This is a genomic window from Micromonospora sp. NPDC050495 (assembly GCF_040655175.1).
Classification (GTDB): Bacteria; Actinomycetota; Actinomycetes; order Mycobacteriales; family Micromonosporaceae; genus Micromonospora.
Genome location: NZ_JBFAJK010000009.1, coordinates 82,536 through 96,159, shown reverse-complemented (window position 1 = coordinate 96,159; position 13,624 = coordinate 82,536). Strand labels below are relative to the sequence as shown.

At 73.8% G+C, this 13,624-nt stretch carries 8 protein-coding genes, 3 pseudogenes and 1 riboswitch; of the genes and pseudogenes, 2 read left to right on the top strand and 9 right to left on the bottom strand.

Going from position 1 to position 13,624, the window contains the following annotated elements; translation table 11 throughout:
* Positions 1–5 precede the first annotated feature (5 nt).
* The 5 genes from AB0I11_RS12670 to AB0I11_RS12650 form a co-directional block, all read right to left on the bottom strand.
* Positions 6–758, bottom strand: a complete 753-nt coding sequence (locus AB0I11_RS12670; protein ID WP_357318034.1) for an alpha/beta hydrolase — start codon at positions 756–758, stop codon at positions 6–8.
* Positions 759–882: 124 nt separating this feature from the next.
* Positions 883–1,728 (bottom strand): C39 family peptidase, encoded by an 846-nt coding sequence (locus tag AB0I11_RS12665; protein WP_357318031.1) that lies wholly within the window; start codon positions 1,726–1,728, stop codon positions 883–885.
* A gap of 198 nt (positions 1,729–1,926) precedes the next feature.
* Positions 1,927–2,068, bottom strand: a riboswitch (cyclic di-AMP (ydaO/yuaA leader).
* Positions 2,069–2,355: 287 nt separating this feature from the next.
* Complete coding sequence (locus tag AB0I11_RS12660; protein WP_357318028.1) at positions 2,356–3,129, bottom strand: hypothetical protein; 774 nt, start codon at positions 3,127–3,129, stop codon at positions 2,356–2,358.
* A gap of 147 nt (positions 3,130–3,276) precedes the next feature.
* Positions 3,277–3,783, bottom strand: coding sequence for a hypothetical protein (locus AB0I11_RS12655; RefSeq protein WP_357318025.1), 507 nt, complete (start codon positions 3,781–3,783; stop codon positions 3,277–3,279).
* A 136-nt stretch (positions 3,784–3,919) separates the two neighbouring features.
* Positions 3,920–5,122 (bottom strand): acyltransferase, encoded by a 1,203-nt coding sequence (locus AB0I11_RS12650; RefSeq protein WP_357318022.1) that lies wholly within the window; start codon positions 5,120–5,122, stop codon positions 3,920–3,922.
* Positions 5,123–5,359: 237 nt separating this feature from the next.
* Between AB0I11_RS12650 and AB0I11_RS12645 the strand changes: the two genes are divergently transcribed.
* Both AB0I11_RS12645 and AB0I11_RS12640 read left to right on the top strand, forming a co-directional pair.
* Positions 5,360–5,998: an alpha-ketoglutarate-dependent dioxygenase AlkB gene (locus AB0I11_RS12645; RefSeq protein ID WP_357318019.1), complete on the top strand. Its 639-nt coding sequence runs from the start codon at positions 5,360–5,362 to the stop codon at positions 5,996–5,998.
* 94 nt (positions 5,999–6,092) lie between these two features.
* Entirely contained in the window at positions 6,093–7,430 is a 1,338-nt protein-coding gene (locus AB0I11_RS12640; protein ID WP_357318016.1) for a solute carrier family 23 protein, read from the top strand.
* A 154-nt stretch (positions 7,431–7,584) separates the two neighbouring features.
* On the opposite strand, the gene AB0I11_RS12635 is transcribed toward AB0I11_RS12640, so the two are convergent.
* From AB0I11_RS12635 to AB0I11_RS12620, 4 genes and pseudogenes are all read right to left on the bottom strand, one after another.
* Positions 7,585–10,074 carry a DNA topoisomerase IV subunit A gene (locus tag AB0I11_RS12635; protein ID WP_357318014.1) on the bottom strand — a complete coding sequence of 830 codons (2,490 nt, stop codon included), beginning with the start codon at positions 10,072–10,074 and terminating at the stop codon, positions 7,585–7,587.
* A 29-nt stretch (positions 10,075–10,103) separates the two neighbouring features.
* Positions 10,104–10,742: pseudogene (locus AB0I11_RS12630) on the bottom strand (toprim domain-containing protein); the annotation flags it as partial.
* A gap of 6 nt (positions 10,743–10,748) precedes the next feature.
* Positions 10,749–12,218 (bottom strand): annotated as a pseudogene (locus AB0I11_RS12625) (DNA topoisomerase); the annotation flags it as partial.
* Positions 12,195–13,613, bottom strand: a pseudogene (locus tag AB0I11_RS12620) (ATP-binding protein); the annotation flags it as partial. The pseudogenes AB0I11_RS12625 and AB0I11_RS12620, both read right to left, overlap by 24 nt.
* Positions 13,614–13,624 lie beyond the last annotated feature (11 nt).

Here is a 13,624-nt window from a genome sequence, read left to right as displayed (position 1 = left end):
CCGTCTCAGCGGTACGGGTCGAGCAGGGCGAGCACCGCCGCCGGGTCCTCGACGTGCGCGTTGTGGCCGAGCCCCGGCAGGGTGGCCACCGGCACGCCCAACTCCTTGAGCTGGGCGTCGGAGACCATCGGGTCCTGCTCGCCGCGAGCCAGCAGGACCGGCACGTCGGTCGCCGCGAGCAGCGCCGGCAGTCGGGGCTCCCCCACCGCGAAGGCGGCCGGATCCATGGCCAGCCGCCAGCGGCCGTCCTGCTGCCGCAACCCGGCGTCGACGACCGGATGGTCCGGGGCGAAGAGCCCGGTCAGGCCGGCCACCCGCAGGTAGCGGCGGGCCGCCTCGTCCCGGCTGCTGAACCAGGTCACCGGCCGCTCGGCCAGCTCGCGGGCCTTGTTCAGCTCGGCCGGGGACCAGACCGCCTTGATGCCCAGCCCGACCACGGCGTCCACCGGCAGCCGGCGGGCGCGGGCGGCGAGGGCCAGCGCCACCACCCCGCCCAGCGAGTGGCCCAGCACGACGAGCCGGTCCCGGGGGCCGAGCCGCTCGGCGACCGGACCCAGCCCTTCCATCAGCCGCTGGGCGAGGGCGCCGAACGAGTACGCCGGCAGCGGCGGGGACCAGCCGTGCCCGGCCAGGTCGGGGGCGAGCCAGCGACCCGCCCAGCGGGCCTCCAGCAGCGGCGCCCAGGGCAGCCAGACCGCCCCGGTGGCGCCCATGCCGTGCAGCAACAGCAGGTGGCGGGTACCCGTCGCGTCGCCCATAGGGCGCAGTGTGCCACCGGACCGACGCGACGCGCGAGAGGCCGACGCCCGGGCCCGGCGTGGCCGGCGCAACGGCGGCGGGCCCCGGCGAAGTGCCGGGGCCCGCCGTCGGGCACGGGAGCGGTCAGGCGGAGTAGCCCCGGCTGGCCGCCCAGTTCGCCAGGTCGATGGTGCTCAGCCAGTACTCGGGCAGCGCCGGGTTCGCCGAGTCGGCGATCCGCACGGTGCGGCCGTCGTTCCGGTAGCCGATCACCGCGATGTAGTGGCCGCCGGGGAACGAGTGCCAGCCGCCGTCGGTGTCGACGGCGTCGCCGGCCACGTTGACCACCACGCCCCGGCCGGCGGTGACGGCCTTGACCACGTCCGCCTGGAGCTGGTCCATCTCGGCGGGGCTCGCCGAGCCGCCGAACATGTGGGTCCGGTACGGGTTGCCCTTGACCATCTGGTTCAAGCCGCGGGTGGTGTCCTCGGCGGAGTTGGTGCCGCCCTCGGTGGTGCCCAGCGGACCGGCCATGGCCTCCTGGGTGGTCTCGACGCCGCTCGCGCTGAGCGCGTTGCGCACCGCGGCCGGGCCGCAGTTCCAGTAGGTGTTCTGCGCCTGGTACCGGTACTTCAGGACCTTGGTCGACGGGGGCTTCGGCTTCGCCGCGCGGGTGGTGAGGTCCGGGTCGGCCGAGGCCGCGGTCTTCGCCCGGGCCGAGGGCGACGGCGACGTGCTCGGCGAGGTGGACGGGGACGGGATGGCGACCCGGGCCTCGCCGCGGGTGGCGACGTCATTGAGCCGTGACTCGAGTTCGGCGACCGCGGCGCGGTGCTCCTGGCGGGCCGGGGCGTCTTCGGTGGTGGCGACGGCGGCGGTGCCGCCGGCCAGCACCAGCGCGGCGGCCGAGCCGGCGATGATCTGGTACGGGCGTTCGGTCGCCAGCCTGCGCAGCTGACGCTTCACATGGTGCTTCACTGTTTCCTCCACGGGACCGGAGCGGCACACGCCGGCCCGACGCGCGGAGGAACTCACGCGCGTTGCGGGGCGGGATGCCGCGGGACGGGGGGCGCCCGGTGAGCCGGGCTTCGGGGGGCGGGCCGGACTGTCTCGCGGGTCAGGCGAGCGGCGGCACCGCGACGCCGTGGAGGCGTGGGGAGGATCGGGGGGTGATGGGCACGAGGATGGAACTCCTTCCGTGGCCGCCTACCGGGTTAGCTGACGGATTCGGGCGGGAAGTACGCCCTACCGCGGCCGTGGCGCGCGGATTCACCCCGATGTTGCCCTTGGGTCCCCGGTTCGTGCGAGCACGATTAGGCGGGTCGGCACGGCGTCGCCACTCGCGATCGAAAACCGCACCGGACGCGCCGACATTACCGACAGGTACGCCCCATGCCAAGCGCCCCCACCTGCGTAAACGTCGAACACCATGACGCTGAGCGGAACAGGTCGGCACTGACGCCACTCAATGGGACGAGTAGCCCTGCCGGAACCGACGGGCGACAACCGGACATCCGGTGCCGGCCGGCCCGCAATCACGGCGACCGAACGCGTCCACTGGGCCCGATGACCGATTCCGCGCCGCGGTGACCGGGCTCACCAAAATCCGGTAACAATTCAGCCCACCCGCGCCGGACGCCAGCGGGCGGCCCGCCCGGCGGCGGCCGGCACCACGGCCGGACTCGGCGTCCCCCGCGCGGCGGAGCGTACCGGGGCGGGCCGCAGCGCCTCGGCGGCCGCGTACGCCTCCCCGGCCAGGACCCGCGCCGCGTCGGCGGCCAGTTCGGCGTCCCGCCACCCCTGCCGCTCCCGCTCGGCGGCCGCCCGCCAGCGGGCCAGCCGGCCGTCGCGGACCACCCGGGCCAGGACGATCTCCTGCTCGGCCGGGTGCCGGCGCGGATCCCAGCCGTTGCGGCCGGCCAGCGCGTCGGCGAGCTGCCGGGCGCTCAGGTCACCCCGCCAGTGCGCCGCCATCGCGGCGCGGTGCAGCCAGCGCTCCCGGGCCGCGTACTCGGCCGGCGTGCGGGGCGTGCAGGGCTCGGTCAGCACCGCGGCGCCGGCGAGCCGCCGGGCGGCCGCCTCGGCCTCGTCGTACGCCCGCCAGGCCCGGTCGGCCTCGTCGTGGGCGGCCAGCCACCGGGCGCGCCGCCGGCGGCTCGTCCGGGCCGCCCCGGCGGCCGCCACCGCCACCTCGTCGGCGTACCGGCGCAGGTCGGCGAGGCGGGTCGCCGCCTCGGCGGCCGGGTCGGGGACCGGCTCGTCCGGGCCGTCCCGCTCGGGGCGGGCCACCAGCGCGGCGAGCACCCCGAGCGCGAGCACGAGCAGGGCGGTCCAGATGGCGGCGGCCTCCGGGACCTCGGTCAGGAAGTGGTAGAGGACGGTCTGCTCCATGGTCGGCACCTCACGGACGGGTCGTGGTGGAGAGGGCCGCACCGCCGACGGGGCAGGCGCCGCAGGGGCGCCACCGCCAGCGTCGGGCGGGTGCGGGGCGAGGTTCGCAGGGGTACGGCGGGCGCGGGCCGGCGGCCCGCACAGCGGTCAGCCGGCGGGCGGGGCGCGAGGGCCGACGGTCGCCGGGGCCGGCCCGGCCGGAGCCATCTGCCGCTCGGCCGGCCGCGGCACCGCCCGCCCGGCCGGCGCCGACGCCGGACCACCGGTCGGCAGGTCGGCGACGGCAGCGCCGTCGGCGGACGTGCCGCTGGCGGCAGCCGGGCGGGCCGGGACCAGAGCGTCGGACGTGCCGCCGGCGGCAGCCGGGCGGATCAGGGCGAGGTCGGCCGGCGCGGGCCGGAGAACCGGGTCGGCCCCGAGCTGCCCGAGCCGAGCGGGCGAGCCGATCCGGTCGGATTCCTCGGCCGGGCCGGCGGGACCGGCCGGGGCGTCGACGACGCCGGCGTCGGTGGCCGCCCGGGCGGTCGCGGCCGCGCCGACGGGAAGGGTGGCCGCGCCCAGCGCACACGCCACGACCACGGCCAGGGTGGCCAGCATGCGGGCGGTCCAGCGCGTCACCCACCACACGGGACAGGTGAGCGCGATCGCCGGCACGGCTCCACGCTACCGTCGATCCGGCCAGGTCGCACGGGCGGCGGGCGTGTCGCCCGCCCACGATCAGCACACCGGCCAGGGTGGACCCGGGACCACGCCCCCACGCCCCCACGGCCCTGGAGGCGGGCCGGACGGCTCAGCCCGGGTCGCGCCGCCCGGCGTACTCGATGGGGCGGCCCGGGGTGGCGGGATCCTCGGCCGGCCCGGCGGCGGCCGACCTCGGGGCGGGCACGGACGGCGCCGGCGCGGCGGCGGCCGGCCGGCGGCCGCGCCGCGTCGGGCCGAGACGGCGCATCATCGGCAGCTCCACCCAGCGGTGCAGGGCCGCGGCGAGCAGCAGGGTGAGCAGCAGGAACCCCAGGACCACCAGCGGGCCCCGCCACCCGGGCAGCCCGGTGCCCCAGTCGCCGGTGAGCCGCAGCACGGTCCGCATCACCAGTACGTGCACCAGGTAGAAGGCGAAGGAGACCTCACCGAGCCAGATCATCGAGCGGGACCGCCACGGCGTCCACCGGCCGCGCACGTCGGCGTCGGCGGCAGCGGCGATGACCAGCAGGTACGCCGCCGCGAGCAGGGCCGCCCAGAACTCGGCGCGGATCCACAGCGCGGCGACCACCCAGGTGGCGACGAAGAGCCCGCTGGCCACCGTGAGGTTCGGCCCGCGCCAGCGCCCCCGGCGCAGCAACTCGGCGGCGGCCACCCCCATCCAGAACTCGAACGACCGGGTCACCGGGAAGATCTGGGTGAACCACCAGCGGCTCTCCTCGGGCACCAGCAGCTGGCCGGGCCAGAGGGCCAGGATGAGCAGCGGCACCGCGACCACCACCGCCCACAGCAACCCGGTACGGGCCCGGCGCAGCCACGGCAGCACCAGCGGCAGGCAGAGGTAGAAGGCCAGTTCGCAGGAGAGCGACCAGCTCACGTTGTTGACGCTGTAGAAGTAGCCGTCGAAGGGGAGCCAGGCCTGCACCAGGAAGAGGTTCGCCACCGCGGCCCACGGCAGGACCGGGTCGGCGAGCCAGAACGCCACGGCCAGCGCCGCCACGAAGGTCACCACGTGGTTCGGGTAGATCTTGGCGAACCGTCGGCGCAGGAAGACCCGGCGGCGTTCCCCGTCCTGGTAGGACCAGACCAGCACGAATCCACTGAGGATGAAGAAGAACTCCACCCCGGAGAGGCCGAGGCTGAACGCCTTGTTCACCACGGCCTTGAGGTCGGGTTCGGCGATGATCTGCATGGTGCCGACGTGGAAGCCGAACACCAGCAGCGCGGCGATCCAGCGCAGCCCGGTCAGCGACGGCAGGCGGGGGGCGCGGGTGGCGGCCGGGGAACTGGTCATGCCGAGTACCCGGCCGTCCGGACGGTCACCTGCACGTCTCCTCCTCGCACGGCTCGGCGGCGGGCGGCTCCGGGGAGCCACCCCGACGGCGCCCGCGGGTCGACGCCGCCGCCGGGCACCCTACCCGGTTCCGCCGGCCGGCCACCGGGCCGCGTATCGCCGGCCGGCTGGCGCCCGGCCCGGCGCCACCCCACCATCCGTCGTACGCCTGTTCGACTGGCGGGTACGATCGGCGGCGTGTCCGACACCGCGTACCAGCCCTCGATGCTCGATGTCGCCGAGCAGGGCCCCGCTCTGGGGCCGCTCGCCGGCGGGCTGCGCCGGCACGAGCTGAGCCGGGGCGCCTGGGTCGACCACCTGCCCGGCTGGGTGAGCGGCTCCGACGCCGTGCTCGACACGCTGCTGCACGACGTGCCGTGGCGGGCCGAGCGCCGCACCATGTACGACAGCGAGGTCGACGTGCCCCGCCTGCTCTGCTGGTACGGCGCCGACCGGCCGCTGCCCCACCCGCTGCTCACCGCCGCCCGGGACGCGCTGACCCGGCATTACGCGCCCGAGCTGGGTGAGGCGTTCGTCACCGCGGGCATGTGCCTCTACCGGGACGGCCGGGACAGCGTGGCCTGGCACGGTGACACCCTCGGCCGGTCCGCGCACGTCGACACCATGGTCGCGATCGTGTCGTTCGGCTCGCCCCGGGCGCTGCTGCTGCGCCCCCGCGGCGGCGGCGGGACCAGCCTGCGCTTCCCGCTCGGCCACGGCGACCTGGTGGTGATGGGCGGCTCCTGCCAGCGCACCTGGGAGCACGCCGTGCCCAAGACCGCCCGCCCGGTCGGCCCCCGGGTCAGCGTGCAGTTCCGCCCGGCCGGGGTGGCCTGATCCCGAGCCGGGGCAGGCCGCCGGCCGGCGCCGTGCTAGAAACAACTCTCAGGGTCGATCACGCCCCCGTCACCTGAGGACGCGAAGGGCGGCCATGACCCAGACCCCCACCTCCCGCTGGTCCCCCTGGACCCGGCACGGCGACGGCCGTTCCGTCGCCCCCGGCGACGTGGTCCACCCCGACGAGCGGCTCACCTGGCCGCGCACCATCGGCGTCGGCGTGCAGCACGTCGTGGCGATGTTCGGCGCCACCTTCACCGTGCCGCTGATCACCGGCTTCCCGCCCGCCACCACGCTCTTCTTCTCCGGGCTGGGCACGCTGCTGTTCCTGCTCATCACCGGCAACCGGCTCCCCTCTTACCTGGGCTCGTCGTTCGCCTTCATCGCCCCGGTGCTGGCCGCCAAGACCGGCGGCGGCATCGGCGCGGCACTCGGCGGCATCGTGGTGGCCGGCGCCGCGCTCGCGCTGGTCGGCGTGCTGGTGCAACTGGCCGGCGCGCGCTGGATCGACGCGCTGATGCCGCCCGTGGTGACCGGCGCGATCGTCGCGCTGATCGGGCTGAACCTGGCCCCGGTCGCCTGGGACGGCGGCGGCAGCGGCACCGGGGTGAAGGCGCAGCCGCTGATCGCGGTGGTCACCCTGGTGGCGATCCTGACCGCCACGGTGATCTTCCGAGGCTTCCTGGCCCGGCTGTCGATCCTGCTCGGGGTCGTCATCGGCTGGGTGCTCGCCGCCGTCCTCGGCCAACTCGACGACGCGGCGGTGAGCCGGCTCCGGTCGGAGGACTGGCTCGGGCTGCCCGACTTCCACACCCCCACCTTCAGCCTGCGCGCCGTCGTGCTGGTCATCCCGGTGATCCTGGTGCTCATCGCGGAGAACGCCGGGCATGTCAAGGCGGTCGCCGCGATGACCGGCCGCAACCTGGACCGGGAGATGGGCCGAGCGTTCCTCGGCGACGGCATCGCCACCGTGCTCGCCGGCTCCGGCGGCGGCTCCGGCACCACCACGTACGCGGAGAACATCGGCGTGATGGCGGCGACCCGGGTCTACTCGACCGCCGCGTACTGGGTGGCCGGCGTGGCGGCGGTGCTGCTCGGGCTGAGCCCGAAGTTCGGCGCGCTGATCCTCACCGTGCCGGCCGGCGTGCTGGGCGGCGCGACCACCGCCCTGTACGGCCTGATCGCCATCCTCGGCGCCCGGATCTGGATCGAGAACCGGGTCGACTTCCACGACCCCGTGAACCTGATGACCGCCGCGGTGGCGGTGATCGTCGGCGCGGCGAACTACACGGTCACCGCCGGCGACCTCTCCTTCAGCGGCATCGCCCTGGGCACCGGCGCCGCCCTGGTCATCTACCACGGCATGCGCCTGATCGCCCACCTCCGCGGCACCACCCCCGAGTCCCGCCGGGGCCCCGAACCCGAACTCTGACCCCTCCCCCGCGCCCGTGCGCCCACCTGGTTGCGTTGAGCATGGAGTTGGTGCCGGGAGATCCGGACCGGCCCAGGGGCGCGGGCAGGGCGGACGGAAGGCCGGGTGCAGGGCCGGGCCGGCGGCGGGCAGCCGCCGGCCCGGCCCTGCCGGGTCAGTCGCGTTGGATCTGGTGGCCGACGACGGTGGGGCCGAGCATGACGGCGAAGCCGGAGCCGTCCCGGCGGGGGTCCGCCGGAGGCAGCTCGACCGGCTCGCCGTTGGCGGTCGCGCCGACCGGGCGCGCGCCGATCCAGGCCACCGCCAGGTCCACCTCGCCCTTGAGGAAACGCTGCGCGCGCACCCCGCCGGTCGCCCGCCCCTTCGCCGGGTACGCCTTGAAGGGCGTCACCTTGACCGTGGCGCCCGTCGAGGTGACCACCATCGGCTCGCCGTGCCCCGGGTCGTCGGTGCGGATCGCGCCGAAGTAGACCACCCGCGCCCCGGCCGGCAGGTTGATGCCGGACATGCCGCCGCCCTTGATGCCCTGTGGCCGCACCACGGACGCCGCGAAGCGCAGCAGCGACGCCTCCGAGGAGACGAAGGCCAGGGTCTCCGCCCCGTCCTTGAGCCAGCTCGCCCCGACCACCTCGTCGCCGTCCCGCAGCGAGATCACCTCGAACTCGTCGGAACGGACCGGCCAGTCGGGCGCGCAGACCTTCACCACGCCGTGCCGGGTGCCCAACGCCAGGCCGGGTGAGCCCTCGGCGGACGGGCCGAGCGGGGCCAGCCCGACCACCCGCTCCCCGGCGGCCAGCGGCACCAGCTCGGCGGCGGACATGCCACCGCGCAGCGACACCGTGCCGGACTGCTCGGGCAGCACCGGCAGCGGCAGTACGTCGATCTTGAAGGCGCGCCCGGCGCTGGTGATCAGCAGCACCCGCCCCCGGGCGGTGGAGTGCGCGACGGCGCGTACCGCGTCGTGCTTCACCCGGCCGCTGCGCCGGCGCCCCTCGGCGGCCTCCTCCGACTCCGCCGCGGTCCGGGCGACCAGCCCGGTGGCCGAGAGGATGACCTGGCACGGATCGTCGGCGACCTCCAGCGGCCCGGCCGGCACGGACGCCGCGAGGACCTCCTTGAGGTCGCCGTCGACCAGGGTGGTGCGGCGCTCGGCGCCGAACTGCTTGATGACCGCGGCCAGCTCGTCGGAGACCAGCTTCCGCAGCACCTTGGGGTCGTCGAGGATCTTCGACAGCTCGGCGATCTCGCCGCGCAGCTTCTCCTGCTCGGCCTCCAGCTCCAGCCGGTCGTACTTGGTGAGCCGGCGCAGCGGGGTGTCCAGGATGTAGGTGGCCTGGATCTCGGAGAGCTTGAACTTCTGCATCAGGCCGTCCTTGGCGGCCTGGGCGTCCTCGCTGGCCCGGATCAGCCGGACCACCTTGTCGATGTCGAGCAGGGCGATCAGCAGGCCGTCGACCAGGTGCAGCCGCTCCTCGCGCTTGCGGCGGCGGTACGAGCTGCGCCGGGTCACCACCTCGTACCGGTGGGCCAGGAAGACCTCCAGCAGCTCCTTGAGCCCCAGGGTCTGCGGCTGGCCGTCCATTAGGACCAGGTTGTTCACGCCGAAGGACTGCTCCAGCGGGGTGAGCCGGTAGAGGTCGGCCAGCAGCGCCTGCGGGTTGACCCCGACCTTGCACTCGATGACCAGCCGGGTGCCGTTCTCCCGGTCGGTGAGGTCCTTGACGTCGGCGATGCCGGCCAGGCGCTTGGTCTTGTTGACCTCGTTGGTGATGGCCGCGATGACCTTCTCCGCGCCGACGCCGTACGGCAGCTCGGTGACCGTGATGGCCTGGCGGCCCCGGCTGCCCTCGAGCGGGCCGGTCTCCACCCGGGCACGCATCCGCACCACGCCGCGCCCGGTCTCGTACGCCCGGCGCACCTCGTCCAGGCCGAGCAGGAGCCCGCCGGTGGGCAGGTCGGGGCCGGGGACGAACTCCATGAGCTTGTCGAGCGTGGCGTCCGGGTGGTTGATCAGCCAGCGGGCCGCCTGGACGACCTCGCCCAGGTTGTGCGGGATCATGTTGGTGGCCATCCCGACCGCGATCCCGGACGCGCCGTTGACCAGCAGGTTGGGGAAGGCCGCCGGCAGCACGGTGGGCTGGGTCAGCGAGCCGTCGTAGTTGGGCTCGACGTCGACGGTGTCCTCGCCCATCTCGCCCACGAGCAGCATCGCCGGGCGCGACAGGCGGCACTCGGTATAACGCGCCGCAGCCGGGCCGTCGTCCTGGCTCCCAAAATTTCCATGCCCGTCGATGAGTGGCGTGTTCAGCGAGAAGTCCTGCGCGAGCCGCACCAAGGCGTCGTAGATCGCCCCGTCGCCGTGCGGATGGTAGCGCCCCATTACGTCGCCGACGACACGCGCCGACTTGACGTGGGCACGGTCTGGGCGGAACCCGGACTCGTGCATCGACCAGAGGATCCGCCGGTGCACCGGCTTGAGCCCGTCGCGGGCGTCGGGCAGGGCCCGCGAGTGGATGACCGAGAACGCGTACTCCAGGTAGGAGTCGGAGACCTCGGTGACCAGCGGATTGTCGAAGACCCGGGCGCCGGCCTGGTCGAACGCGGACAGGTCGGCGCGGGCGCGGTCGTCCCTACGGCGTGCCATGGTTCAGCTTTCCTTCCGTGACCCGGTCATCAGGCATCGATCGCGTCGCGGTCGACCCGGTCGGCCGACTCGATGAGCCAGTTGCGGCGGGGCTCGACCTTCTCCCCCATGAGCAGTTCGAGGATCCGCTCGGCGGCCTCGACGTCGTCGAGGGTGATCCGGCGGACCGCGCGGGTGGCCGGGTTCATGGTGGTCTCCCAGAGCTCGTCGGCGTCCATCTCACCGAGACCCTTGAAGCGCGGGATCGGGGTGACGATCTGCTTGCCGGCCTTCTCCAGCTTGCGGACCGTCGCCTCCATCTCGGCCTGGGTGTAGGTGTAGACGGTCTGCGGGTTGCGCCCCTTCGTGGTGATCTTGTGCAGGGGCGGCATCGCCGCATAGAGCCGGCCGGCCTCGATCAGCGGCCGCATGTAGCGGGCGAAGAGCGTGATCAGCAGGGTACGGATGTGCGCGCCGTCGACGTCCGCGTCGGCCATGATGAGCACCCGGCCGTAACGCAGGGCGGACAGGTCGAAGGTGCGTCCGGAGCCGGCGCCGAGCACCTGCACGATCGCCGCGCACTCGGCGTTGTCCAGCACCTGCTGGAGGTTCGCCTTCTGCACGTTGAGGATCTTGCCGCGGATCGGCAGCAGCGCCTGGTATTCCGACGTCCGCGCCACCCGCGCGCTGTTGTGCACGAACACACCGGATTCCAGGGCGAAGTTGTGGTACCCCTCGACGGTCAGGTCGTAGACGTCGGCCGTCTCGCTCAGCTGCTCCACGGAAGCCACGGTGTGGTTGACGAGCGCGGCCGCCTCCCGCATGCGGGCGTAGTCACCGCCGTGCAGCGCCAGGAGGCGATCGAACCGCAGGCCGGTGCGCGCAGTCCGCAACCGCTCGGCCTCGTATGCGGCGGCCATCTCGGCGTCGGCCATGGATACCAGCGGCGCGAGCCGTCGCAAGGCTGCCACACGCCGACCCTCGTTCTGCTGGGCGACCCGCTCGGCACGCGGGACACTGGCCACGTAGCGGGCACGCCCGGCCTGCACTTTGGCGAGGTGGCCGGTGGCCGGGTCGGTCATCCGGCGGGCCATCCGGCGCGAGTGGGCCCGCCCGAACGCGGGGTTGTCCTCGTGCCAGGCCACGACGGCGTTGCGCTGCCGCTCCCGTTCGGCCGGATCGACGAACTGTTCAATGGTCTTCCGGCTCCGCCAAGCACGCAGGTCCGGGTCCTGCCACTGGCGCACCGACCGCCGCCGCCACTGCTCTCGACGAGCCGGATCGGTGAAGAACAGCCGGACCCGCTCGCTAGCCGCCGCCCGGTGCTCGGGATGGGACCAGTACTTGTGCTGGCGCTCGCGCATGCGTTCGGCGTAGGCGTGCTTCTCGTCATCGCTGAGCGCGTGATACCACTCCTGGAATCTCTGCTCGATCTTCGCCCGGAACGCGGGCGACTCGTTGAGCGCGAACAGCCGAGCCAGGCACGCCTCGCGGAAAGCTGGATCCCGCCACTGCGCGGTCAACATCGCCGAGCGGAACTCTCGTCCACCGTTTTCGAACCACTCCCGCCAGGCCGCGTGAACGTGGTCACCCATCATCGCGGCGTGCAGGGCGAAGTGATCGGCGGGGGTCATCCGCCGAAGGTTGCGTGGGTCGTTGTTGCGCTTGTTGATGTCGATGTGATGCCGGACGTTGCCGTTGGCGGCGCTGTCTCTGCCGTGGCGGAGGTTCCAGCCGTCCGCGAGGTAGTGGGTGTAGACCCACTCCGCGCGGTCGTTCATCCAGACCCGTTCGTAACCGTGCAGCTTGTGCCCCTCGGCCTTGCTGGAGAGGCTGCGGTACAGCGGCATCAGTGAATCACCGGGACGCAAGGCGTCGGCCCGCCGATAGGAGCCGCTCCGCAGTCGGAAGAGGTGGTCCGGCGTGCATCTCACGGACTCGCCGTTGTCGAGGGTGACCCGGACCAGCGCGGCGTTCCGCTTGGTGAGGCGCGGCTCCTCCAGCGGGGCGATCACGACGCGGCCGGCCTTGTTGGTCGTGTAGCCGAAGTGCGTCACGCCCTGCGCCCAGTCCGCGGCGAGGTCGGCGAAGGACCGGGCTTCGCCCGAGGCGAGCGCCACCATCGTGTCGCCGGTAAAGCACCCGAGGGCGCTGTCGCCCTCCACGATGAACAGCTCGCTGCGCTCCACGCCGGTGGCGCGGCAGTCGACCAGCTTCGCCGGCATCGACGCGCCCTCCAGGGCGGTCTTGCGCCGGGCGGCGTCCTTCTGCTGCTTCTGGGTGAGCCGGACCCGGGCCGCGTCGACGATCTTCTGCAGCACCGTGCGCGCCTCGGCCTTGGTCCTGCGGTCCTCCAGCCAGGCCTTCAGGTGCGCCTCGACCAGGCCCTGCAGCACCTTGGTGATGCCGGCGGTGGAGAGCTCGTCCTTGGTCTGCGAGGTGAACTGCGGCTCCGGGATCCGCACGTGCACCACCGCGGTCATGCCCTCCAGGACGTCGTCCAGGGTGGGCGCGTCCTCCTTCGGCTTGAGCAGGCCGCGGGTGTTGCGGGCGGCCTCGGCGAGGGTACGCACCAGGGCCCGCTCGAAGCCCTTGCGGTGGGTGCCGCCGTGGGCGTTGCGGATGGTGTTGGTGAAGCACTCGACGGTGCGGTCGTAGCCGGTGCCCCAGCGGAAGGCGATCTCCACCTCGGCCCGGCGCTGCACGTTGGACTGCATGACGCCGTTGGCGTCGGCGGCGTTCTCCCGGTAGGTGCCCTCGCCGCGGACCAGCAGCGTGCCGGAGACCGGCCGGTCGCCGGCGGGGGCCAGGTATTCCACCATGTCGGTGAGACCGTTGGGGAAGTGGAAGCTCTCCTCCACGGCCTGCTCGCCGGTCTCGTCGCGCAGCCGGTAGGCCACGCCGGGGACCAGGAAGGCGGTGTTGCGCAGCTTGAGCCGGACCGCCTCGGTGTCCAGCCCCGCGCCGGTCTCGAAGTAGCGCGGGTCGTGCCACCAGCGGATCGAGGTGCCGGTGCGCTGGCCGCGCTTCATGGCGCCGACGATCTGCAGGCCGGGGCCGGGGGTGAAGCGGGCGTCCGGGCCGGCGCCGTCGAAGATTCCCGGTACGCCGTGCCGGAAGGACATCGCGTGGACCTTGCCGTCGCGGCGGACGGTCACGTCGAAGCGCCGGGACAGGGCGTTGACCGCCGAGGCGCCCACCCCGTGCAGGCCGCCGGAGGTCTTGTAGCCGGAACCGCCGAACTTGCCGCCCGCGTGCAACCGGGTGAGCACCAGCTCGACGCCGGAGATGCCGGACTTGGCGTGCACATCGGTGGGGATGCCGCGACCGTCGTCGTCGACCTGCACCGAGCCGTCGGGGTGCAGGATCACGTCGACCTTCTTGGCGTGACCCGCGACACCCTCGTCGGTGGAGTTGTCGAGGATCTCGTTGACGAGGTGGCCCACGCCACGGCTGTCGGTCGAGCCGATGTACATGCCGGGGCGCTTCCGGACGGCGTCCAGGCCCTCCAGGTGCGTCAGGTCGTCGGCCCCGTAGAGGGTCTCAGGCTGTGCGGTCAACTGGTCGTACT